This window comes from Haloferax massiliensis, from assembly GCF_001368915.1.
Classification (GTDB): Archaea; Halobacteriota; Halobacteria; order Halobacteriales; family Haloferacaceae; genus Haloferax; species Haloferax massiliensis.
Map to the genome: position 1 here is coordinate 378,338 of NZ_CSTE01000001.1, position 20,233 is coordinate 398,570.

The 20,233-nt window shown below is 68.7% G+C and carries 25 protein-coding genes and 1 pseudogene; 21 read left to right on the forward strand and 5 right to left on the reverse strand.

Annotation, left to right across the window (positions count from 1 at the left end; genetic code table 11):
- Positions 1-40: 40 nt before the first annotated feature.
- From BN996_RS01740 to BN996_RS01755, 4 genes are read left to right on the forward strand one after another with little or no spacing between them, the layout of a single operon-like run.
- Positions 41-1,459 (forward strand): ATP-binding protein, encoded by a 1,419-nt coding sequence (locus tag BN996_RS01740; protein WP_089776899.1) that lies wholly within the window; start codon positions 41-43, stop codon positions 1,457-1,459.
- Between the two features lie 50 nt (positions 1,460-1,509).
- Entirely contained in the window at positions 1,510-2,121 is a 612-nt protein-coding gene (locus BN996_RS20430) for a twin-arginine translocation signal domain-containing protein (protein ID WP_139043089.1), read from the forward strand.
- A 50-nt stretch (positions 2,122-2,171) separates the two neighbouring features.
- Positions 2,172-2,996: an MBL fold metallo-hydrolase gene (locus BN996_RS01750; protein ID WP_089776901.1), complete on the forward strand. Its 825-nt coding sequence runs from the start codon at positions 2,172-2,174 to the stop codon at positions 2,994-2,996.
- Entirely contained in the window at positions 2,993-3,205 is a 213-nt protein-coding gene (locus tag BN996_RS01755) for a hypothetical protein (protein WP_089776902.1), read from the forward strand. Before BN996_RS01750 ends, BN996_RS01755 begins: the two co-directional genes overlap by 4 nt.
- Positions 3,206-3,233: 28 nt before the next feature.
- Here the strand turns inward: BN996_RS01755 and BN996_RS01760 are convergent.
- Positions 3,234-4,249 (reverse strand): annotated as a pseudogene (locus BN996_RS01760) (DUF5787 family protein).
- 225 nt (positions 4,250-4,474) lie between these two features.
- Between BN996_RS01760 and BN996_RS01765 the strand changes: the two are divergent.
- From BN996_RS01765 to BN996_RS19930, 12 genes are all read left to right on the forward strand, one after another.
- Positions 4,475-5,182, forward strand: a complete 708-nt coding sequence (locus tag BN996_RS01765) for a DUF6517 family protein (RefSeq protein ID WP_089777294.1) — start codon at positions 4,475-4,477, stop codon at positions 5,180-5,182.
- 237 nt (positions 5,183-5,419) lie between these two features.
- Positions 5,420-6,655 carry a translation initiation factor IF-2 subunit gamma gene (locus tag BN996_RS01770; protein WP_089776903.1) on the forward strand — a complete coding sequence of 412 codons (1,236 nt, stop codon included), beginning with the start codon at positions 5,420-5,422 and terminating at the stop codon, positions 6,653-6,655.
- A 22-nt stretch (positions 6,656-6,677) separates the two neighbouring features.
- The gene (locus BN996_RS01775; protein ID WP_089777295.1) at positions 6,678-7,046 is read left to right on the forward strand and encodes a twitching motility protein PilT; all 369 of its coding nucleotides are present in this window, start codon (positions 6,678-6,680) and stop codon (positions 7,044-7,046) included.
- Positions 7,047-7,053: 7 nt separating this feature from the next.
- A complete protein-coding gene (locus BN996_RS01780; protein ID WP_004041780.1) occupies positions 7,054-7,626 on the forward strand; it encodes a DNA-directed RNA polymerase in 573 nt (190 codons plus the stop codon).
- Positions 7,626-7,823, forward strand: a complete 198-nt coding sequence (spt4, locus tag BN996_RS01785) for a transcription elongation factor subunit Spt4 (protein WP_004041779.1) — start codon at positions 7,626-7,628, stop codon at positions 7,821-7,823. The genes BN996_RS01780 and spt4 overlap by 1 nt, the downstream gene beginning before the upstream one ends.
- 2 nt (positions 7,824-7,825) lie before the next feature.
- Complete coding sequence (locus BN996_RS01790) at positions 7,826-8,365, forward strand: GTP-dependent dephospho-CoA kinase family protein (protein WP_089776904.1); 540 nt, start codon at positions 7,826-7,828, stop codon at positions 8,363-8,365.
- Positions 8,366-8,433: 68 nt separating this feature from the next.
- A complete protein-coding gene (locus tag BN996_RS01795) occupies positions 8,434-8,745 on the forward strand; it encodes a 30S ribosomal protein S24e (protein WP_004967452.1) in 312 nt (103 codons plus the stop codon).
- Between the two features lie 33 nt (positions 8,746-8,778).
- The gene (locus BN996_RS01800; protein ID WP_089776905.1) at positions 8,779-10,437 is read left to right on the forward strand and encodes a bifunctional N(6)-L-threonylcarbamoyladenine synthase/serine/threonine protein kinase; all 1,659 of its coding nucleotides are present in this window, start codon (positions 8,779-8,781) and stop codon (positions 10,435-10,437) included.
- Between the two features lie 63 nt (positions 10,438-10,500).
- On the forward strand, positions 10,501-10,779 hold the full coding sequence (locus BN996_RS01805; protein WP_007276153.1) for a DUF5808 domain-containing protein: 279 nt from the start codon (positions 10,501-10,503) through the stop codon (positions 10,777-10,779).
- A gap of 54 nt (positions 10,780-10,833) precedes the next feature.
- Positions 10,834-11,472 carry a non-canonical purine NTP pyrophosphatase gene (locus tag BN996_RS01810; RefSeq protein WP_089776906.1) on the forward strand — a complete coding sequence of 213 codons (639 nt, stop codon included), beginning with the start codon at positions 10,834-10,836 and terminating at the stop codon, positions 11,470-11,472.
- Between the two features lie 148 nt (positions 11,473-11,620).
- Complete coding sequence (locus tag BN996_RS01815) at positions 11,621-12,028, forward strand: ACT domain-containing protein (RefSeq protein WP_089776907.1); 408 nt, start codon at positions 11,621-11,623, stop codon at positions 12,026-12,028.
- A gap of 218 nt (positions 12,029-12,246) precedes the next feature.
- Entirely contained in the window at positions 12,247-12,420 is a 174-nt protein-coding gene (locus tag BN996_RS19930; RefSeq protein WP_167344088.1) for a hypothetical protein, read from the forward strand.
- Positions 12,421-12,457: 37 nt separating this feature from the next.
- Here the strand turns inward: BN996_RS19930 and BN996_RS01820 are convergent, their stop codons facing one another.
- A complete protein-coding gene (locus BN996_RS01820) occupies positions 12,458-12,934 on the reverse strand; it encodes a PIN domain-containing protein (protein ID WP_089776908.1) in 477 nt (158 codons plus the stop codon).
- Between the two features lie 231 nt (positions 12,935-13,165).
- Here BN996_RS01820 and BN996_RS01825 point away from each other — a divergent pair, with 231 nt between their 5' ends.
- From BN996_RS01825 to BN996_RS01835, 3 genes are read left to right on the forward strand one after another with little or no spacing between them, the layout of a single operon-like run.
- Positions 13,166-14,200, forward strand: a complete 1,035-nt coding sequence (locus tag BN996_RS01825; protein ID WP_089776909.1) for an ABC transporter substrate-binding protein — start codon at positions 13,166-13,168, stop codon at positions 14,198-14,200.
- Positions 14,201-14,224: 24 nt separating this feature from the next.
- Positions 14,225-14,923, forward strand: coding sequence for an ABC transporter permease (locus BN996_RS01830; protein ID WP_089776910.1), 699 nt, complete (start codon positions 14,225-14,227; stop codon positions 14,921-14,923).
- Positions 14,920-15,762, forward strand: a complete 843-nt coding sequence (locus BN996_RS01835; protein ID WP_193310917.1) for an ABC transporter ATP-binding protein — start codon at positions 14,920-14,922, stop codon at positions 15,760-15,762. The genes BN996_RS01830 and BN996_RS01835 overlap by 4 nt, the downstream gene beginning before the upstream one ends.
- A gap of 298 nt (positions 15,763-16,060) precedes the next feature.
- Here BN996_RS01835 and BN996_RS01840 read toward each other — a convergent pair whose 3' ends face one another.
- Positions 16,061-16,714 carry a potassium channel family protein gene (locus BN996_RS01840; RefSeq protein ID WP_089776911.1) on the reverse strand — a complete coding sequence of 218 codons (654 nt, stop codon included), beginning with the start codon at positions 16,712-16,714 and terminating at the stop codon, positions 16,061-16,063.
- A 40-nt stretch (positions 16,715-16,754) separates the two neighbouring features.
- Positions 16,755-17,372, reverse strand: coding sequence for a DUF2238 domain-containing protein (locus tag BN996_RS01845; RefSeq protein WP_089776912.1), 618 nt, complete (start codon positions 17,370-17,372; stop codon positions 16,755-16,757).
- Between the two features lie 98 nt (positions 17,373-17,470).
- Between BN996_RS01845 and BN996_RS01850 the strand changes: the two genes are divergently transcribed.
- Together BN996_RS01850 and BN996_RS01855 are read left to right on the forward strand one after the other, a co-directional pair.
- Positions 17,471-18,082, forward strand: a complete 612-nt coding sequence (locus tag BN996_RS01850; RefSeq protein ID WP_172795736.1) for a metal-dependent hydrolase — start codon at positions 17,471-17,473, stop codon at positions 18,080-18,082.
- A 146-nt stretch (positions 18,083-18,228) separates the two neighbouring features.
- Positions 18,229-18,840, forward strand: coding sequence for a class I SAM-dependent methyltransferase (locus BN996_RS01855; RefSeq protein WP_089776913.1), 612 nt, complete (start codon positions 18,229-18,231; stop codon positions 18,838-18,840).
- Positions 18,841-18,872: 32 nt separating this feature from the next.
- Here BN996_RS01855 and BN996_RS01860 read toward each other — a convergent pair whose 3' ends face one another.
- Entirely contained in the window at positions 18,873-20,195 is a 1,323-nt protein-coding gene (locus BN996_RS01860) for an MFS transporter (protein WP_089776914.1), read from the reverse strand.
- Between the last annotated feature and the right edge of the window lie 38 nt (positions 20,196-20,233).

Below are 20,233 nucleotides of genomic sequence, written 5' to 3' on the forward strand. Positions count from 1 at the left end.
TCCGACGCTCTTATGCGTCTCCCCGGGCAATTTCTGGGGGATGAGTGAACGGGCGCTCGAGGTTGTCGAGTTTCTGCTGACGGCCCACCTCTACACTGACGACCGAACGCTTGACGAAAACGACCTTCCCCCGCGGTATCGGCGCGTCTTCTGGGCGGACGCCGAGGACGACGGCGACGAGGACGACTCGTCGATGGGCGGCATCGAGCGACCGCTCGTCGTGACCGAGTCCGTCGCGCGGAAGGCGACCGGCGTCGAACACCCCTGGGACGCGATTTCAGACCTCATGTTCACCCAGCGTGAGGAGTTCTCCGGGCGTCTCTCGCTGACCCAACCCGAGATGGCGCTGGAGTGGTTCGTCAAGCGAGCCGACCACGACCGGCTCGTGACGAATCCGACCGTCGCCAAGTCGGTCGAGGACCGCGACGACGTGGACGTGACCCACGCGGACGCGAGGGAACAGACCCGGCCGATTCACGCCGACCGCGTGTGGATAGACAGCCTGCTCGACGAGTACTTCGACGACGAGGACGACGCGGAGATGCTCGACCTCGTGCAGGTCCGCGCGCCCGAGGAAATCGAGATGACCCTCGACGACCTCGTGCTCACGACGGACCAAGAGGGCGAGATTCACAAGCTGATGAAGGCCATCGAGCACCGCGAGTACCTCGCGGACATCGGCCTCCGCGAAATCGGGAAAATACTGTTCGTCGGGCCGCCGGGGACCGGCAAGACCACCGTCTCGCGGGCGCTCGCCCACGAGCTCGGCCTCCCGTTCGTCGAGGTGAAGCTCTCGATGATAACGAGCCAGTACCTCGGCGAGACGGCCAAGAACGTCGAGAAGACCTTCGAGGTCGCAAAGCGGCTGTCGCCGTGTATCCTCTTTATCGACGAGTTCGACTCGGTGGCGAAGACCCGCCGGTCCGACGAGCACGCGGCGCTCAAGCGCGCGGTCAACACGCTGCTCAAGAGCATCGACGACATCTCGCTGATTCGCGACGAGGTCATCCTCATCGGCGCGACCAACCACCCCGACCAGCTCGACTCGGCGGCGTGGCGGCGCTTCGACGAGATCGTCAACTTCCCCAAGCCGGACCGCGGGATGCGCGCCGACATCCTCCGGGTCATCACGAACCGGATGGACATCGACGAGTTCGACCCCTCGGCCATCGCCGACGTGACGGAGGGCCTCACCGGCTCCGACCTCCGACTCGTCCTCCGCGAGGCCGTCCTCGAAGCGCTCACCGAAGAGCGGATGGAACTCACGCAGGAGGACCTGCTTGAGGCCGTCGCCGACTTCGAGGAGCGCGACAACCTGAAGAACCTCGACATGATGTCCGACTCGTCGGAACTCGTCGCGGGGTCGGCGTCCGGAGACGGTCACGACCACAGTCACGACCACGACCACGCGGACGAACACGAGGGCGAGACGCAGAAGGACGCCGGCGCGGCGCAGTAAGGCCGCTTTTCTGACAAAACATTTACTAGTGGACCGCAAACGACGAGCCGATGCCCTCCAGTAGACGCCGATTCGTTCGGACAGTCGCGGCGGGCGGGGGTCTGACGGCGCTCTCCGGATGTACATCGGACCCCAAACCGTCCACCGCGACGCCCCTTCCCGAACCCGAGTCGAACCCTGCGCCCGCCACTGGAGACCCGATTACACTCTCGCGCGACTACCGGGGGTCGTCGAAGTACGACTACTATCCGGATACTTCGGAGGTTCGACGACGCACCGGCTATCGCAAACACGTGAACGAGTCGGGTACGACGAAAGAGCCGGTATACGAGCGCGAACCAGCATCGTCGTGGGTGACGCGAGTCGGCGGGACCGTCGCGGGAGCCGAGGCGATGACGACGGTGCGAGAGCGACTCGGCGTGGAGTCGTTAGATAACATCAGCCGAGGGATTGGATACGACGACGGAGAGGCGAGGCGAGTGATGCTCGGCTACGAGGTGTGGCCGAATCGGAGCGGTGAAACGCGAACGCCGTCCGTCGAATTCGAGGCGCTCGTCTCGGCGGTTCCGCGTACGGTTACTGCAGACTTCCAGTTCGAAGCGACGACGCTCTCGGCGACGTTCCACCCCGTGGTCGAATTCCGGCAGATGTACCGGTCCTGACTCGCCGCGGTCGGCCACGTTTATACCTCGCCGCCCCCGTGGTTGAGTCAATGCGCGTGACCCTCCTCGGGACCGGCGACACGACCGGCACGCCCACCGTCGGGTGCGACTGCGAGACCTGCCTCGCGGCCCGCGAGCGAGGCATCGAGCGGACGCGCTTTTCGGTCCACGTGCAAAACGAGCGGACCGGCGAGTCGCTCCTCGTTGACTTCAGCCCCGACTTCCGCCACCAGTTTCTCACGCAGGAGGTGCCGCTTCCCGACGAGGCGCTCGTCACCCACATCCACTTCGACCACCTCGACGGCCTCGGGAACGTCTACCGCCTCCTCGACGACCTTTCGGTCCACGCCGCCGACGAGGTCGACCCGGTCACAGGCGAGAGCGTCGCCGACGCGATTCGCTCGAAGTTCGACTACCTCGACCGCATCTCGGTCGAAGACCGGACGCCGTTCGAGTCGTTCCGCGCCTGCGGCCTCGACGTGACGCTCGTGCCGGTCGTCCACCCGCCGCTGGTCTGTTACGGCGTCGCCATCGAGGACCCCGAGACGGGCGCGAAGCTCTCGCTTTCGGGCGATTCCACCTACGCCATCCCCGAGGAGTCCCGCGACGTGCTCCGCGACCCGGACCTGCTCCTCGCCGAGGCCATCGTCCCCGCGTCGGTCTGCGAGTACCACCCCATCGGCGGCGACGACTACGACGAAAACGGGGTCGCGCGGACCTTCGGCACGAAGCACATGACCCGCGAGGGGGCCATCGCGCTCGGCGAGGAACTCGACGCCGACGAAACGCGCCTCGTCCACGTGGCGCACTACTACCCCGCCGACGAGGCGTTCGAAGACCCGCTGGCGGTCGACGGCGAGGTGTACGAACTGTGAAGCTCCGAACTATCGCCGAGGACAAGGCGTTCAAGTACCTCGTGGTCGCCGGCTTCGCCGCGGCCGCGACGAACTTCGGCCTAACCTACTTCGATACGGGGCGACTCGACTTCTTCGGGGCCGCCCTGCAGTTCGCCCTCGTCGTCGTCATCGGCGTCGCGCTCGTCACCTACTGGAACTACATGGAGCGGCGGGCTGACGCGGAGTGAGGGTCGCTTCGACGCCCCGGCGTCTCTGTCAGACGAACCGGTCGAGTCCCGACTGTCTGCGGACCGCGCCGGGCGGGTCGGCAATCCAGCCCGTCCGCGACTCGCGGAGGCCGTCGCGGTCCAGTTCGGGCGGGTCGGCCGCCTCGAACGCCGGGCAGTCCGCGCCGCACTCGGAGCCGGGGTCGACCACGCGGCCGAAGTGGGCGCAGACCGGGCGGCCGTCGGCGTCGACGCGGGCGTTGGCACAGCCCGGCAGGTCGTACGCGCGCCATCCCTTTCCGTAGGCGCGCTCGGCGAGTCGGAGGCGGGCGGTTCGCTTTTCGGCGGGCGAGACGAGCGCCACGTCGGTGTGCAGCGAGTGGTATTCGACGGGTTCGACGCCGGTCGAGTCGGGCGAAAGCGGGCGGGGGTCGCGGACGACCTCCCGGTCGCCGGTGTCGGGGTCGAAGCGCCAGACGCCGACCTCCTCGGGGATGCGGTTGAGGTGCGCGCCGGTGACGTAGCTCTCGGTCGTGAGAATCACCTCGTCGAAGACCGCGAGGCTCGCGTCGAGGCGGAGCTGTCGGAGCAGGTCGCCGGGGGTCCCGAGGTCGGGTTTGTTCTCGATGCCGACGAGCCGGGCGAACCAGTCGTCGGGATAGCGGGCGGCGCGGCGGACGTACTCCCTGCTCCGGCGGCGCTCGGACTCGAAAAAGCCGACGTCGACGGCGCGGTCGGTGGCGCGTCGGGCGCGGCCGGGACGGCAGTCGAAGCCGTCGCGCCAGAAGACGGCGCTCCCGGCTCCGACGTCGCTCTCGATGGCTGCCGCGGGAATCGCGCGGTCGGTGATGCGGGCGCGCTCGTCGAATCCCGGCCCCGGGACGAGGCGCGCTCGTCGAATCCCGGCCCCGGGACGACGGCGCACACGTCGATGATGCGGCTCCCCGGCGAGGCGACCGACGCGCCGAGTTGGCGCGCGGGGAGCCAGTCCGTCGTCTGTTCGAGGTGGGCGCAGAGCGCCAGTTCGAAGGCGAACTCCGAGGGCGACGACACCGGTGCGGGCACGTGAGGCGCTCGGAGACGGAGCGGCAAAAAGGTCGCTCCCACGGCCGCCGGGTCGTGTCGGTGTTCTCGCATCTGATTCTCGGGGAGGTACCTATTTGAGACAGAGCGCGGCAGTACTGACCGATGAAGGGGGAAAACAACGAAACCCACAGTATCAGGCGGAGAGCGTACCTCGGTATCGCGGCCAGCGCGGGACTCGCGGGTCTCGCGGGCTGTAGCTCCGGAATGACCGCGAGCGCCGCGCGGGCACCGCCGCAGGTTCCCGAGGCGGCGCTCGAAGCCGGCGGCTGGGAGTACATCGGGGGACACTCTCTTGACCCGGCCTTCGAGCAGTCGATCGGTCCGGCGAGCGTCTCCGCGGCGTTCGAGACGGTCGTCTACGAGGACATGGACCTCTCGGAGGAGCTGAAGGAGAAGACGCTCGGGCAGGCCGAGGGGCAGTTCTCGCTGTTCTTCGCGACGCGCGTGACGCTCGACCCGAGCCTGTCGAACCTCCCGAAGGAGGTCCGGGGGACGGTCGTCGACTTGGTCGAAGACCACGCGCGGAAGAACTACGAGGGACAGTTAGAAGACGTGGACGTCACGGACATCGAACAGACGGGCACGCGGTCGACGACGGTCGACACCGGCGAGTCGGCGCGCGTGACCGAGTACGAGGCCACCATCGCCTTCGACGAGATTACGTTCCCGTTCACCGACGAACGGGAGTTCACCATCGAGGGCCAGGAGTTCGACGTCAGCGGGATGCTGGCCGTCTGGGAACACGACGGGACGATTCTCGTCGCCGGCGGCGCACACCCCGGCGAGAACATCGAACTCAGCGTGACCAAGGAGCCGACCGAGGCCATCGAGGTCTCGGTCGACATCGACCTCGGGCTCACGCCCGACGCCTACCGCGAGGAGCTTCAGTCGCTCGTCGCGGGCGTTGAATAACCGGCGAAGCCGGGGGCCGACAGCGGTTCGAGGGGTTACTCGAATCGGTCCGCGAACCGTCGTGCTGGGGGGCACGACGAACCATTTTTCGGAGCGTCGCCGGGACCGGGAGACGCCGCTGAGTCACCGCGCGCGGTGTGTGACCGCCCGACGCGGCCACAGCGCCGCCGCTCCGAGAACAGCACCTTTATCAGTCGTTCGGAGCCAAGTTCACGCAAGATTACTCTCAGGAGGTCAATGGTGACGAAAAACCCACAACAACCGGAGGTGAACATCGGACTCGTCGGTCACGTCGACCACGGAAAGACGACGCTCGTCCAGGCGTTGTCCGGCTCGTGGACGGACCAGCACTCGGAGGAGATGAAGCGCGGTATCTCCATCCGGCTGGGGTACGCCGACGCGACGTTCCGTCAGATTCCCGGCGCCGACGCGCCGGAGTGTTACACGGTCGAAGAGGAGACCGAAGACGGCGAGGAGACGGACGTACTCCGTACCGTCTCGTTCGTCGACGCGCCCGGCCACGAGACGCTCATGGCGACCATGCTCTCTGGTGCCGCCATCATGGACGGGGCCATCCTGCTCGTGAGCGCGACCGAGGACGTGCCGCAGGCCCAGACGGCCGAGCACCTGATGGCGCTCGATATCATCGGCATCGAGAACATCGTCATCGCGCAGAACAAGGTCGACCTCGTCGACCGCGAGCGCGCCCTCGACAACTACGAACAGATCAAGGAGTTCGTGGAGGGAACGGTGGCCGAGGACGCGCCAATCGTCCCCATCAGCGCCCAACAGGAGGTCAACCTCGACCTCCTCATCGAGGCCATCGAGGAGGAGATTCCGACGCCCGACCGCGACGAGACCGAAGACAGCCGGATGTTCGTCGCGCGCAGTTTCGACATCAACCGCCCGGGGACGACCTGGGAGGGACTCTCGGGCGGCGTCATCGGCGGCAGCGTCGTCGCCGGCAAGCTCGACGAAGGCGACGAACTCGAACTCCGTCCCGGCCGCGAGGTCGACGAGGAGGGCCAGACCGAGTGGCGCTCCATCACGACCGAGGTCCGCTCGCTGCAGGCGGGCGGCAACATGGTCGACGAGGTCCGCCCCGGCGGTCTCTGCGGCGTCGGGACCGGTCTCGACCCGAGCTTCACGAAGGGCGACGCGCTCGCGGGACAGGTCGCCGGCGAGCCCGGCACGCTCCCGCCGACGCGCGAGCAGTTCACCATGGACGTGGAACTGCTCGACCGCGTCGTCGGCGGCGAGGAAGACGAGGGTATCGACGAGATATCCACCGGCGAGCCCCTGATGCTCACCGTCGGCACCGCGACCACGGTCGGCGCGGTGACGAGCGCGCGAAGCGGCGAGGCGGAAGTCTCGCTCAAGCGCCCCGTCTGCGCCGCCGAGGGAGCGAAGATAGCCATCAACCGTCGCGTGGGCGCTCGCTGGCGGCTCATCGGTATCGGGACGCTCAAGTGACGTGACCGCCACCGTAGTCGTCATGGACACGAACGCGCTCATGATGCCGGTCGAACTCGACGTCCGCGTGTTCGACGAACTCGACCGGCTCCTCGCGGCCGACGCGGACCTCGTGGTCCCCACGGCCGTCCTCGACGAGCTGGAGAAGCTCTCGTCGGGCGGCGGGACCGAAGGCGTCGCGGCGAGCGTGGGCGCGGACCTGGCGACCCGGTGCCGAGCGGTCGAAACCGAGGAAACGTACGCCGACGACGCGGTCGTCGAACTCGCCGAATCGGGCGAGGTCGACTACGTCGTCACGAACGACAAGCCCCTCCGTGACCGGGTGCTCGACTGCGGGATTCCCGTCGTCGGCATCCGGGGGCACGCCACGCTGGCAATCACGGAACCTTAACGAAACTATGTACAAACGGGTACGACTCAAAGATACAGTCGAAGTCCCACCCCGACACCTGGGCGACGTGACGCCCGAGCGGGTCAAGCGACTGTTGCAGGACAAGTTGGAAGGACGGATGGACGAGGACGTGGGGAGCGTCGTGAGCGTCGTGAACGTCAACGACATCGGCGAGGGCACCGTGCTGCCCAACCGCCCCGGCGTCTACTACGAGGCCGATTTCGACGCCATCACCTACGACCCCGACATGCAGGAGGTCGTCGACGGCATCGTGGTCGAGGTCGTCGAGTTCGGTGCCTTCGTCGGCATCGGCCCGGTCGACGGGCTGCTGCACGTCTCGCAGATATCCGACGAATACCTCGCCTACGACGGCGAGAACCAGCAGCTCGCGTCGACCGAGTCCAACCAGACGCTCGCCGTCGACGACGAGGTGCGCGCCCGCATCGTCACCAAGAGCATCGACGAGCGCAACCCGCGCGACTCGAAGATCGGCCTCACGGCCAAACAGCCGGGGCTCGGCAAGCACGGCTGGCTCGAATCGAAGCGCCAGCAGAGCGAGGCCTCGGCGGAGGGTAACTGATGGCGAAGCCCCGTCTCGCCTGCCGCGAGTGCCACTTCGTCAACGACCCGGACAAACAGACGTGCGAGAACTGCGGGTCGAGCAGTCTCACCGAGGACTGGGCGGGCTACGTCGTCATCACCCACCCCGAAGACAGCGAAATCGCCACCGAGATGAACGTCACCGAACCCGGCGGCTACGCGCTCAAGGTCCGCTGAGGATGCTCACCCTGCCGGCGGCGCTTCGGGCGGCGTTCAAAGAGCCGTTCGGCCCGGTGTACACCGAGGCCGACGACCTCCTCGCAGACGCATCCAGCGAGGGCGCGGGCGCGCCGCTCGTCGCCGTCGGCGACGTCGTCACCTTCCACCTCCGCCGCGCCGGTCGCCCGCCGGACGTGGCCGTCGTCGACGGCAAAACGAAACGCGAGGCCGTCGGCAAGGAGATTCGGCAGGCGGTCGAGACCGGCCGCCTCGTCGAGGTCGAAAACGAACCGGGAACCGTCTCCGTCGCCCTCGTCGAGGCGCTCGTGGCCGCGCTCGACGACCCCGAGCCGACGACGCTGCTCGTCGCGGGCGAAGAGGACCTCGCCACGCTCCCGGCGGTGCTCGCCGCGCCCGTCGGCTCGACGGTCGTCTACGGCCAACCCGACGAGGGAATGGTCCGCGTCGCCGTCACCGACGCGACCAAGACCGAGATGCGGGACCTCCTCGCGCGGTTCGACGGCGACTTCGACGCCGTCGTCGCCCCCATCGACGCCTGAGACGCGGGCGCGCTCGTCCCTTCGAAATCCTTTTACTTGCTTCGGGGGGAATTACAGGTAACTGAACCATGGATATCGAAATCATCTCCGAGGAGGAGAACCCCATGTTGCACCGGACGGACGTTCGATTCGAGATCGTCCACGAGGAAGCGACGCCGTCTCGTCTGTCGGTCCGCGACTCGCTCGCGGCCAAGTTGAACAAGGACTCCGACGAGGTCGTCGTCCACGAACTCGACACGAAGTTCGGCATGCGCAAGACCGCGGGCTACGCGAAGGTCTACGAGAGCCCCGAGTTCGCGCGCGACGTCGAACAGGACCACATGCTCGAACGCAACAAGATCACCGACGCCGACGCCGAAGTCGAAGCCGAAGAGGCGTAATCCCGGCTTCGAACCGTCGTTTCTTCACACTCGATGCGCATTCTCGGAATCGAAGGTACAGCGTGGGCCGCGAGCGCAGCGGTTTTCGAGACCGACGACCCCGACGCGCTCCGCTCCGGGACCGGGCGGACGCCCGACCCCGCGGCCGACCACGTCTTCATCGAATCTGACCCCTACCAGCCGGACAGCGGCGGCATCCACCCGCGCGAGGCCGCAGAACACATGGGGAGCGCCGTCCCCGAAGTCGTCGAGACCGCGCTCGAACACGCCGCGGCGCGGCACGACGGCGACGGCCCCGTCGTCGACGGCGTCGCCTTCTCCCGCGGCCCCGGTCTCGGGCCGTGTCTCCGCATCGTCGGCACGGCGGCCCGGTCGGTCGCCCAGACGCTCGACGTGCCGTTGCTGGGCGTCAACCACATGGTCGCGCACCTCGAAATCGGTCGCTACCAGTCCGGCTTCGACTCCCCGGTCTGTCTGAACGCCTCGGGCGCGAACGCCCACCTCTTGGGCTACCACAACGGTCGCTACCGCGTCCTCGGCGAGACGATGGACACCGGCGTCGGCAACGCTCTCGACAAGTTCACCCGCCACGTCGGCTGGACCCACCCCGGCGGCCCGAAGGTCGAGGCGGCCGCGGCGGACGGCGACTACGTCGAACTGCCGTACGTCGTCAAGGGGATGGACTTCTCGTTTTCCGGCATCATGAGCGCCGCGAAGGACGAGGCGGACGCGGGCACGCCCGTCCCCGACATCTGCGCCGGCCTCCAGGAGACCGTCTTCGCGATGCTCGCCGAGGTGGCCGAGCGCGCGCTGTCGCTGACGGGGACGGACGAACTCGTCCTCGGCGGCGGCGTGGGCCAGAACGCCCGCCTGCGCGAGATGCTCGCGGAGATGTGCGACCAGCGCGGGGCGAAGTTCTACGCGCCCGAACCGCGGTTCCTCCGCGACAACGCAGGCATGATAGCCGCCCTCGGCGCGCGGATGCTCGCCGCGGGCGACACGCTCGCGGTCGAGGAGTCCACCGTGGACCCGAACTTCCGACCCGACCAAGTGGCCGTGACGTGGCGCGGCGCGGACGAGTCGGTCGCTCGCGCCCACACGGACGACGGCGCGATTCGCGGGGCCGAGGCGACCGTCGATATCGGCTCCGACGAGGTCGTCAAGCGGCGCGTGCCGAAGACGTACCGCCACCCGGAACTGGACGAGAGAATCCGCCGCGAGCGGACCAAAGCCGAGGCGCGGCTGACGAGCGACGCCCGGCGCGCCGGCGTTCGGACGCCCGTCATTCGGGACATCGACCCCGTCGAGGGCGTCATCACGTTCCAGCGGGTCGGCGACGCCGACCTCGCGGAGCGCCTCGACGCCGAGGCCGTCCGCGTCGTCGGCGAGTACCTCGCGCGACTCCACGAGGCCGGTATCGTCCACGGCGACCCGACGACGCGGAACGTCCGGGTCGGAGCGGGGCCGGACGGCGACCCGCGCGTGTACCTCATCGACTTCGGCCTCGGCTTCCACACGGGTCACGTCGAGGACCACGCGATGGACCTCCACGTCTTCGCTCAGAGCGTCGAGGGCACCGCAGACGACGCCGACCCGCTTCTCGACGCGCTCGAAGCGGGCTACGAGGCCGTCGGCTCCGAGGAGGTCATCGCCCGGTTGCGAGAAGTCGAGTCCCGCGGCCGGTACCGATAGTCGGCGCGGACACCTCGCCGGAAGGCCAAAACGATTTATCCCGAGCCGGCGTATTCGTCTCACATGGCAGACAAACCGCAGCGCGGAACGCTTTTCGGCATCCCGTACAACTTCGAGCGACCGAGCGCCGGTCGACTGCTCTCGTCGTACTGGCAGCCCGGCAAGGGCATGCTGGTCGAGAAGCCGTTCGGCATCGGCTACACGCTGAACCTCGCGAGCTGGCGGTCGTGGGTCGTCCTCCTCGTCGCCGGCGGCCTCCTCTGGAACGAGCGCCAGAAGGCGGAGGAGACAGAAGAGGAAGCCGAGGCCGACGACGGCCCCGTCGAAGTCATCGTCGACTGAGGCGAAGCGACCGACACCGACGACTTTTCCACGTCCGCCCGCGGAGGGGCGGGCATGCTCCGATACGTCACCACGAACGCGGGGAAGGTCCGCGAGGCGCTTTCGTACCTCGACGACGACGTGACCCAACTCGACTTCGACTACACCGAGGTACAGGCGTCCGACCTCGGCCCCATCGCGGCCCACGGCGCGCGCGAGGCGTACCGCTACGCCGACGAACCGGTGCTCGTGGACGACGCCGGGCTCTTCATCGACGGCTTCGAGGGCTTCCCGGGCCCGTACTCCTCGTACGTCGAAGACACCCTCGGCGTCGAGGCGGTCCACCGACTGGCCGCGGCCGAACTCGACGAGCCCCGGCGGGCCTCCTTCCGATGTGTCCTCGCGTACTGCGACGGCGAGCCCTTCGAGGCGAGTCCGGACCCGATAGACCGCGACGACCGGACCGTCGCGGCCGCCCGCGGCGCGGAGCAGGACGCGGAGGAGACGGAGGCGCTCCCGGTGAAACTCTTTACGGGGAGCGTCAACGGCCGCATCGTCCCGCCGCGCGGCGAGGGCGGCTTCGGCTACGACCCCATCTTCGAACACGACGGCGCGACGTTCGCGGAGATGAGCGCCGAGGAGAAAAACGGCATCTCCCACCGCGGGCGGGCGTTGGCGAAGTTCGCGACGTGGTTTGCTGAGCGAACGGAGTGAGCGAAGCAAACGTCGTCGGGCGCGAAGCGTCCGACGGAAGTACGCCGAGCGGTAGCGAAGCGTCCGACGGAAGTTCGCTGAACGGGAGCGGCCGGCGACCACCGCCACCGGCCGCTACGTTTACCCCGGCGGAGCGACCCCGAGACGCATGGACCCGAGCGACTTCTTCGAGGGCGGGACCGTGACCGTCTCGGCGGCGACCTACGCGGTCGTCAAGACCGAGCGGGGCGACCCGGACGCCTTCGCGACGATTCGAGACGAGAACGAGACGACCGTCGTTGTCGAGGAGGGACAGGTCGACGAGGCGGCCGCCATCGACGTCGAGCGGGGCTGGAAGCGACTCACCTTCGAGATGGTCCTGCCGTTCGAACTCGTCGGCTTTCTGGCGCGGGTCGCGGGCGCGCTCGCCGAGGAGGACATCTCGATATTCGCGCTGTCGGCGTACTCGACCGACCACGTGCTCGTCCCGGGGGGCGACGTGGCGGCGGCCGCGACGAAACTCGAATCGCTCGGCTGTACCGTCGAGCGCGCCGGGACCGACGGCGACGGGAACTAACGTCGAGACTGGTTTGCGAGCGAACAATTTGATACGTTCGGCGTTGACAGACTAGTCGTGATGTTCCCCGACTACGACGAGCCCCTTCCCCTCGTCACCGACCCCTCCAGCGGTATCGACCGCGCGCGCGCCGCCCGATTGACAGCTGACCCTGGCCCCGTCATTCCCCGCAATCGCGGGGGTCGCCACTCAGGCACGACGGGCGCGTACGGGGACGTATGAACCGAGCGAACGTCGTCGCCGCCGGCGCGGCCAGCGGCTACGGAATCGCCGTCTTCGCCGCCATCGCGGTGTTCTTCGGCGACGCCTCGCAGGGCCTCGGTGTCGCCGTCGCGTTCGGCCTCGTGACCGTCCTCGCCATCTTCGCGGTGACGCGCGTCCTCAACGACTGAGCCGACGGGTGGTCGGCGATCCGGCCGGCGCTGGCGACTACGCCCGCGGGTCGCGGTCCGGGCCGGGGTACGACCCGCCTTCGACTTCGACGTAGAGGCTCTCCGGCGCGAACAGCGACGCGAACGCCTTCGGATGGCGAATACTGACCGGGAAGCGACCGCCGAGCGCCGCGCCCGCCCGCGCCGAACTCAGCCGGTCGTCGAACGTGAGGAGGTGCATCGCGCCGCCGCGGTAGGCCGACGCCAGCGCGGGGTTGTCGCCGTCCGGGTGGGAGACGAGTTCGGCCCACGAGTCGACCTTCTCGCGCCAGTCGGCCGCGAGGTCGGCGTCCGCGAGCGACGAGACGACCGCCTCGGTGTCGTCGAGAAGCGGGTCGCTGGCGACGAGCGTCGTCCACGAGTGCCGCCGGAGGTGGTCGAGCGCCGCTCTCGCGGGACCGTCGGCGAGGAGGTCCGCCGCGAGCACGTCGGCGTCGGCGACGACCCGCGCGGGCGAGGGCTCCGTCTCAGGCATCGTCGCCCCGCCGGGCGCGGAGCGCCTCGGTGACGTCGGCTTCGGTGGTCTCGTAGGCGGCGGCGCGGGCGAAGAGCGATTCCCAACTCATGTGCGCTAGGACGGAGGGGTTCGAAAAGAATCCGACGCAACCGATTTCCGGCTCAGGTCGTTTCAAATCCCCGTGATTGAAATCGGTTGTGGTTACATCACATGGGAAACAGTTATTCCCCGTTCGGCGAACCACAATGCATGGCGATAGAGCGACGGCGCTTCCTACAGGCCGCCGGTGTCGGCGCGGTTCTCGGACTGAGCGGATGCACGGGGAACGCGAGTCCCCCGGAGGCGAACAACGAGACTGCGGAGGGCTCCGGCGGGAGCCGAAGCGAGGGCGAGAGCGGCGCGACCCGGGAGCTGACGCTGGCGACGACGACGAGCACGTACGACACGGGGCTGCTCGACGCCCTGAACCCGGTGTTCGAGGAGCAGTTCAACGCCCGGGTGAAGACCATCTCGCAGGGGACCGGCGCGGCCATCGAGACGGCGCGGAACGGCGACGCGGACGTGATTCTCGTCCACGCCCGCGGCGCTGAAGACGAGTTCCTCCGGGACGGCTACGGCGTCAACCGCCGCGACGTGATGTTCAACGACTTCGTCGTCGTCGGGCCGGCCGACGACCCCGCGGGCATCTCGGGGATGGAGAGCGCGACCGACGCCTTTGCGACCATCGCCGAGGCCGAGGCGACGTTCGTCTCCCGCGGCGACGACTCGGGGACGAACAAGAAGGAACTGCTCATCTGGGAGGCCGCCGGCGTCGAGCCGTCGGGAAGGTGGTACCGCGAAATCGGCAAGGGCATGGGCGACACGCTCGTACAGGCCGACCAGTCGGGCGCGTACACGCTCTCGGACCGCGGGACGTTCCTCGCGACGCAGGACAACGTCGACCTCGAAATCCAGGTGCAGGGGCCGCTCAAGGGCGGACCGACCATCCTGAAGAACCCCTACGGCGTCATCCCCGTGAACCCCGCGAAGTACCCCGACGTGAACTACTCGCTGGCGATGGCCTACGCCGGCTTCCTCACGGGGCCCGAGGGACAGGAGATAATCAGCAACTACACGGCGAACGGGTCCCAGCTGTTCTTCCCCAACGCGCTCTCGGAGGAGCCGCAGTTCGGCCAGTACGTCCCCGAGAACTACGACGGCGGGGAGAACGCCTCGTCGTCGGCGTCGGTGTCCGACGCGCAGTTCGAGTCGTGGGTGGCACAGCACGTCCCCGAGGACTTTTAGTCCGGTCGGACCCCACCACCGACCGTGTTCGGCCTCGGCGACCTGAACCTCACCTACCTCGTCAGCATCACGGCCGTCTCGCTGTACGTGAGCACCGCGGCGGTCGCGCTCAGCGCCGCAATCGGCCTGCCCATCTCGCTTTTGGTCGGCTTTCGCGACTTCACCGGGAAGTCCGCCGTGACCTCGCTCATCTCGACCGGCATGGGCTTTCCGAGCGTCGTCGTGGGGCTCGTCGTGCTCTTGGCGCTCTCCCGGTCGGGGCCGCTGGGGGCGTTCGAACTGCTGTTTACGCCCGAGGCGATGATTCTCTCGCAGACCGTCCTCGCGCTTCCCGTCCTCGTGAGCGTCTCGCTGTCGGCGGTCCAGTCGGTCCCGCAGGACCTCAGAGACGCCGCGTTCGCCGCCGGCGGCACCTCGACTGACGTGGCGCTGTTGGTCGTCCGCGAGGCGCGGTACGGCATCGTCACGGCGCTTCTGGCCGCCTACGGCCGCGCCATCAGCGAGGTCGGCTCCGTGCTCATCGTCGGCGGCAACATCGTCTTCTCGGACAGCACGTCGTTCACCCGGACGCTCACGACGGCCATCACCGTCGAGGCGCGGAAGGGGAACATCGAGACTGGCATCGCCCTCGGAGCCATCCTGCTCGCGCTCGTCCTCGGCGTGAACGCCCTCGGCGCGCGGTTCCGCGACCGGACTCCCGGACGGAACGGGAGGGGACGATGACGGCCGGGCTCCACGGTGGCGGGGAGTCCGACGGGTCCGACTCCACATCGACCGGCGCGCGGCACGGTCGGACTCGGCTCGCGGCCCGCGACCTCAGCCACGGTTTCGGCGACGGCGCGGTGCTGGACGACGTCTCGCTCGCCGTCGAACCGGGCGAAATTCTCGCCGTCGTCGGTCCCTCGGGGACGGGGAAGACGACGCTCTTCCGACTGCTCGCCATGTTCGAGCGTCCCGACGAGGGGACGGTCGAAGTCGGCGGCGACGACGTGTGGGACCTCCCGGAGGCTCGCCGGCTGGCGGTCAGACGCCGGGTCGGGATGGCGTTCCAGACCCGGAGCCTCTTTTCGACGACGGTCGCGGAGAACGTCTCCTACGGGCTCCGCGTCCGCCGACCGTGGTCGGCTCGCGTCCGCGACGCGGTAGCGGGGCTGTTCGGCCGCGACGAGCGCGCAGACACCGTCGGCGACGCCCTTCGGACCGTCGGCATGTTCGACAAGGTCGACCGCGACGCCGGCTCGCTGTCGGCCGGGGAGGCCCAGCGCGTCGCCATCGCTCGCGCGCTCGCGCCCGACCCCGACGTGTTACTGCTGGACGAGCCGACCTCGAACCTCGACCCGCGGAACACCGCCGCCATCGAGTCGGCGATGCGCGCGGCCAGAGACCGCGGCATCGCCGTCGCGCTCGCCACCCACGACATGCAGCAGGCCCGGCGGGTGTCGGACCGGACGGCCGTCATCCTCGGCGGGACGTGCATCGAATCGGGGGCGACCGACGCGGTGTTCGAGTCGCCGGACGACGACCGGGTCCGCCAGTTCGTCGAGGGGAAACTCGTCTACTGAACGCGGGGCGTCAGCCGCGGTCTCGTCACCGGTATAACAGCAGATTTTGCGTGTAGATGGCGTGTGACCCCCGTCTGACGCAGATTTAAGGTTCCCCGTACGTACCCGAGGATGGGGCGCGCATTCGGCCTCAGTTCCCATCCTCCCACCGGCGCGCCCGGCACGAAAACCACCACCACCATCGTCGTTCTGGTTTCCCCCGGTACGACACGCGGCGCCGCCACCACGGCGCTGTTTTCCGAGGTAGACTGCGCCGCAGAGCGGCGTCTCGGCCGCGACGACCGGCGTCTGCGTCGGGTCAGCCGAGCAGTTTCGACCGGACTCGCTCCAGCGCGTTTCGCTCCGTGAGGAGCGCGAGCTGGTCGCCGGGCTCGACGGCAGTCCCGGGAAGCGGAATCGTCATCGGCTCGCGCTCCCGGCCGTGGGCGTAGACGCGACCGTCGGCACCGAGGTCGATGTTGGCGACGTGCTGGCCGACGACGGGCGCGCCGTCGGGGACGGTCACCGTCGTCAGTCGGAGCTGGTCGGTCAGGTCGCCGATGGCGTTGAAGTCGCCGCCGAGAAGCGCCGTCTTCGCGCCGGCCGCGCCGAGGCGTTCGGGGTAGATAATCTCGTCCACGTCGTCGGCGTAGCGCTCGTAAATCTCCTGCCGGTAGTCCTCGCTGATGCGCATGACCGTCCGGCAGTCGAACTCCTTGCCGAGCATGCAGGCCGCGAAGTTGACGTTCGGGTCGCCGGTCAGTCCGCCGACGGCGTCCGCTCCCTCGACGCCCGCCTCCCGCAGCACGCTCTCGGTTCCGCCGTCGCCGAGAACGGCCTCGAACCCCTCGTCGCGGGCGCGGTCGACCTTCTTTTCGTCGTTGTCGACGACCGTCACGTCGTGGCCCTCCTCGCGGAGCACGCGAGCGGTCCGCGAGCCCACACGTCCGTACCCAACGATAACGAGTTTCATGGTAGTAGTATGCACACCGGGTGGCTAAAAGATGGCCCCGTCAGGGTCGGGTCCGTTCGAGTCGCTCCCGAACCGAATCGATGGTGTCGGCGAGCGGCGGCGCTCCGAAGAGGGCGACGAGCACCGCGCCGACCGTGTCGAAGACGAGGTCGACGATGGTGTCGGCGAGTCCGTACTGGACGAGGACGGCCTCAGAGCCGATGGCCTCGGCGGCGAGGCGCGCGCCGAACTCCAGTACCTCCCAGAACACGCCGGCCGCGAGCGTGAAAAGCAGGATGTAGACGAACATGAAACGGTCGGGGAGGTAGACGGCCTCGGTGTACTCGTCGACGGCCCGCGCGGTGACGTAACCGACGGCCGCGACCACGGTCGCCGAGAGCGTGTGGGTGACGTGGTCCCACCAGTCGATGTAGTTGTACGGGCCGAGCATGCCGACGGCGTGGAGCAACACCGCCAGCGCCAACCAGAGGCCGAGAAGCGGGTGGAGCCGAATCTGCCAGTCGCGGCGGAGCACCGCGGGGAGGAACGTCGCGCTCAGCGCGAGCACCGCGTTGACGACGACGCTCAGGTTCCGCGTGTAGACGCCGACGAGGAAGATACACAGGATGACGGCCTGAATCGCCCGCCCCGCCAGTCGCTCGATTCGACGAGAGACCATTGCGGTGCGCTACGACCTGAGCGCCCTAAATTCGAGCGTGTGACTAGCTAGCACGACCACCGACACCGTTTTTCGCCCTGATTGCATACGCTCCACCGATGATGGCCACCACTCACGCCCTCGCGGGTGTCGTTCTCGGCACCGCCGTGTGGGCGCTGGTCCCCGAGGCCGGGATGCTCCCGGTGCTCGCGGCCGCACTCGGCGGCCTGTTCCCCGACTTCGACCTGTACGCGGGCCACCGGAAGACTCTCCACTTCCCCGTGTACTTCAGCGCGCTCGCCGTGCCCGCAGTCGCGGTCGCCGCGCTGAACCCGACCACGACCACGCTCGCGGTCGCGCTGTTCCTCGCGGCGGCCGCGCTCCACTCCGCGTCGGACGTGCTCGGCGGCGGCCTCGAACTCAAGCCGTGGCTCGGCACCTCCGAGCGCGCCGTCTACGACCACTGGAACGGCCGGTGGCTCGCCCCGAAGCGGCTGATTCGCTACGACGGCGCGCCCGAGGACCTCGCGCTGACGCTCGCCTTCGCCGTCCCGCCGGTCCTCGCGTTCGACGGCCTCGCCGAGACGCTCGTCATCGCCGCGGTCGCCGTCTCCGGCGTCTACGTCCTGCTCCGCAAGCCGATGGTCGCCATCGCCGAGACCGCCGTCGCGGCGATACCCGACCACGTCGTCGACTACGTACCGGAGCGGTTCGTCCGCGACCTTCGGTAAGCGGCTCCCCGTTTTCGAGGCGTCTCGACCACCGATTCTCCGTTTTTCAGCGTCGCTTCCGTCTCGAACCGACAGCCCGCGAGCGGGCCGACCGGGACAAGACACTTATCCGGCGACCGCGCGGTCGAACTCACCAGAGTTCCAGAATGACAGACCAACGACGCGCCGTCAGAGACGCGTACGACCGCCTCGCCGACGACTACCGCGACCAGCGGAACGACGACGCGCCCGCGGCGCTCGACGAGCTCGCCGACGCTCTCGACTCGGGCGCGCGGGTCCTCGACGCCGGATGCGGGCAGGGAACGCCCGTGACGGACGCCCTCGCGGCCGACTTCGACGTGGTCGGCGTCGACTTCTCCCGCGAACAACTGCGACTCGCCCGACGGGACGTGCCGGCGGCGAGGTTCGGGCAGGGCGACATGACGGCGCTCCCGGTTCGCTCGGACGCCTTCGACGCCGTCTGCGCGTTCTACTCCGTCATCCACGTCCCAATCGCAGAACACGAACGGGTGTTCGCGGAGTTCGCCCGCGTCCTCCGGCCCGGCGGCACCCTGCTTTCGACCGTCGGCGGCGAGGCGTGGTCCGGGTCGAACCCCGACTGGCTCGACAGCGGCGTCGAGATGCGCTGGAGTTTCCCCGACATCGAGGAGACCTACGAAACGCTCGATTCGACCGGGTTCGCGGTCGAATCCGAGTTCGTCGTGGACGACGAACTCGGGAGTCAGTACCCGTTCGTGTTAGCGCGATACGAGGGCTGAGGCGGTTGCGTTAGCGGGGAGCGACACGTTCCTCAGTCGGTCGGCTCCGCGGTCGCCGACGGGGCCGCGTCGGTCCGGGACTCCCGCCGGTGGAGCAGGTACGCACAGCACACCGCGACGACGCCCGCGGCGGTGGCGATGCCGAACGCGACGCGGTAGCCGGTCGGCGTGTAGACCCGCGCGCCGGCCACCGTCTCGCCCGTCCAGTAGGCGTCGAGGGCGAGGCCCATCACCGCCGGGAGCAGCGCCGCGCCGAAGTAGCCCATGCTGTTTATCGCGCCCGTGGCCGTCGCGCTCGCGGTGGCGTCGTGGCGCTCCTTGGCGACCGTGAAGGCGATGACGGCCCCGCCCATGACGAACAGCGCCGAGAACAGCAGGACGCCGACGAGCAAGAGCGGCGGCGTCACGAGGAGGAAGACGAGTCCGTACGCGAGGGTGAAGATGACACAGGAGGCGACGATGAGTTCGGTGCGGTAGCCGATGCGGTCCGAGAGCGTCCCGAGCACGGGCGACCCGAGGAGGAAGCCGACGTTGCCGACGAAGACGAAAAGCGACGCCGTCCGGACCGACAGGTCGTAGAGGTCGGCGATGTAGGGCACGCCCCACAGGCCGGTGACGGTGAAGTTCGTGCCCAAGACCAGAAACAGCATCGTCCCCATCAGCCACGTCTCGCCCTCGCGGAGGACGCGCCTCGTGTTCTCGATGACCGTCCCGAGTTCGACCGACGACGCGGGCGGACGAACGCCGTCGAGGGGGTCGAACCCGGCGTCTCGCGGCCGGTCGCGGACCGCGAGGTACGTCACGACGGCGAGGCCGACGCCGCCGACGCCGACCGCGAGAAGGACCGAACGCCAGCCGACCGCGTCGATTGCGACCGCGAGCGGCGTCGTCGCGAGCACGCCGCCCATGCCCGCCGCGGCGACGGTCCACCCGGTCATCGTGGCGAACTCGTCCGGCCGGTACCAGTTCGCGAGGAACCGGAGCGTCGCCGTGTAGAGGACGCTTCCACCGAGGCCGAGAAGCGCCCGCGAGGCGAACGCCACCCCGTAGGTCGGCGCGAGCGCGAAGCCGAAGACGCCGAGCGCCATCACGGCGAGTCCGCCGGCGGCGACCCGGCGCGGCCCCGCGCGGTCCACGAGGATGCCCGCCGGGAGCTGCAGGCCGGCGTAGATGTAGAAAAAGGAGGCGTGGAGCATGCCGAGTTCCGCGCCGGTCGTGTCGAACGTCCGCGCGAGGTCGTCGGCGAGGACCGCCGAGGTGACGCGATGGAAACTGACGAGGAGAAACCCCGTCGTCAGGAGCGCCCAGAGCGCCCACCGGACGCGGGTCGGCCCGAACCGCGAAAACCGTGTCATGGCTCAGGCGACAGCGCGTGCGTGTAAATGTCTATCGC

Coding starts and splice junctions, on each gene's coding strand:
- BN996_RS01740 (WP_089776899.1), top strand. CDS start 41: ATGAGTGAACGGGCGCTCGAGGTTGTCGAGTTTCTGCTGACGGCCCAC.
- BN996_RS20430 (WP_139043089.1), top strand. CDS start 1,510: ATGCCCTCCAGTAGACGCCGATTCGTTCGGACAGTCGCGGCGGGCGGG.
- BN996_RS01750 (WP_089776901.1), top strand. CDS start 2,172: ATGCGCGTGACCCTCCTCGGGACCGGCGACACGACCGGCACGCCCACC.
- BN996_RS01765 (WP_089777294.1), top strand. CDS start 4,475: ATGACCGCGAGCGCCGCGCGGGCACCGCCGCAGGTTCCCGAGGCGGCG.
- BN996_RS01770 (WP_089776903.1), top strand. CDS start 5,420: ATGGTGACGAAAAACCCACAACAACCGGAGGTGAACATCGGACTCGTC.
- BN996_RS01775 (WP_089777295.1), top strand. CDS start 6,678: ATGGACACGAACGCGCTCATGATGCCGGTCGAACTCGACGTCCGCGTG.
- BN996_RS01780 (WP_004041780.1), top strand. CDS start 7,054: ATGTACAAACGGGTACGACTCAAAGATACAGTCGAAGTCCCACCCCGA.
- spt4 (WP_004041779.1), top strand. CDS start 7,626: ATGGCGAAGCCCCGTCTCGCCTGCCGCGAGTGCCACTTCGTCAACGAC.
- BN996_RS01790 (WP_089776904.1), top strand. CDS start 7,826: ATGCTCACCCTGCCGGCGGCGCTTCGGGCGGCGTTCAAAGAGCCGTTC.
- BN996_RS01795 (WP_004967452.1), top strand. CDS start 8,434: ATGGATATCGAAATCATCTCCGAGGAGGAGAACCCCATGTTGCACCGG.
- BN996_RS01800 (WP_089776905.1), top strand. CDS start 8,779: ATGCGCATTCTCGGAATCGAAGGTACAGCGTGGGCCGCGAGCGCAGCG.
- BN996_RS01805 (WP_007276153.1), top strand. CDS start 10,501: ATGGCAGACAAACCGCAGCGCGGAACGCTTTTCGGCATCCCGTACAAC.
- BN996_RS01810 (WP_089776906.1), top strand. CDS start 10,834: ATGCTCCGATACGTCACCACGAACGCGGGGAAGGTCCGCGAGGCGCTT.
- BN996_RS01815 (WP_089776907.1), top strand. CDS start 11,621: ATGGACCCGAGCGACTTCTTCGAGGGCGGGACCGTGACCGTCTCGGCG.
- BN996_RS19930 (WP_167344088.1), top strand. CDS start 12,247: ATGAACCGAGCGAACGTCGTCGCCGCCGGCGCGGCCAGCGGCTACGGA.
- BN996_RS01820 (WP_089776908.1), bottom strand. CDS start 12,934: ATGCCTGAGACGGAGCCCTCGCCCGCGCGGGTCGTCGCCGACGCCGAC.
- BN996_RS01825 (WP_089776909.1), top strand. CDS start 13,166: ATGGCGATAGAGCGACGGCGCTTCCTACAGGCCGCCGGTGTCGGCGCG.
- BN996_RS01835 (WP_193310917.1), top strand. CDS start 14,920: ATGACGGCCGGGCTCCACGGTGGCGGGGAGTCCGACGGGTCCGACTCC.
- BN996_RS01840 (WP_089776911.1), bottom strand. CDS start 16,714: ATGAAACTCGTTATCGTTGGGTACGGACGTGTGGGCTCGCGGACCGCT.
- BN996_RS01845 (WP_089776912.1), bottom strand. CDS start 17,372: ATGGTCTCTCGTCGAATCGAGCGACTGGCGGGGCGGGCGATTCAGGCC.
- BN996_RS01850 (WP_172795736.1), top strand. CDS start 17,471: ATGATGGCCACCACTCACGCCCTCGCGGGTGTCGTTCTCGGCACCGCC.
- BN996_RS01855 (WP_089776913.1), top strand. CDS start 18,229: ATGACAGACCAACGACGCGCCGTCAGAGACGCGTACGACCGCCTCGCC.
- BN996_RS01860 (WP_089776914.1), bottom strand. CDS start 20,195: ATGACACGGTTTTCGCGGTTCGGGCCGACCCGCGTCCGGTGGGCGCTC.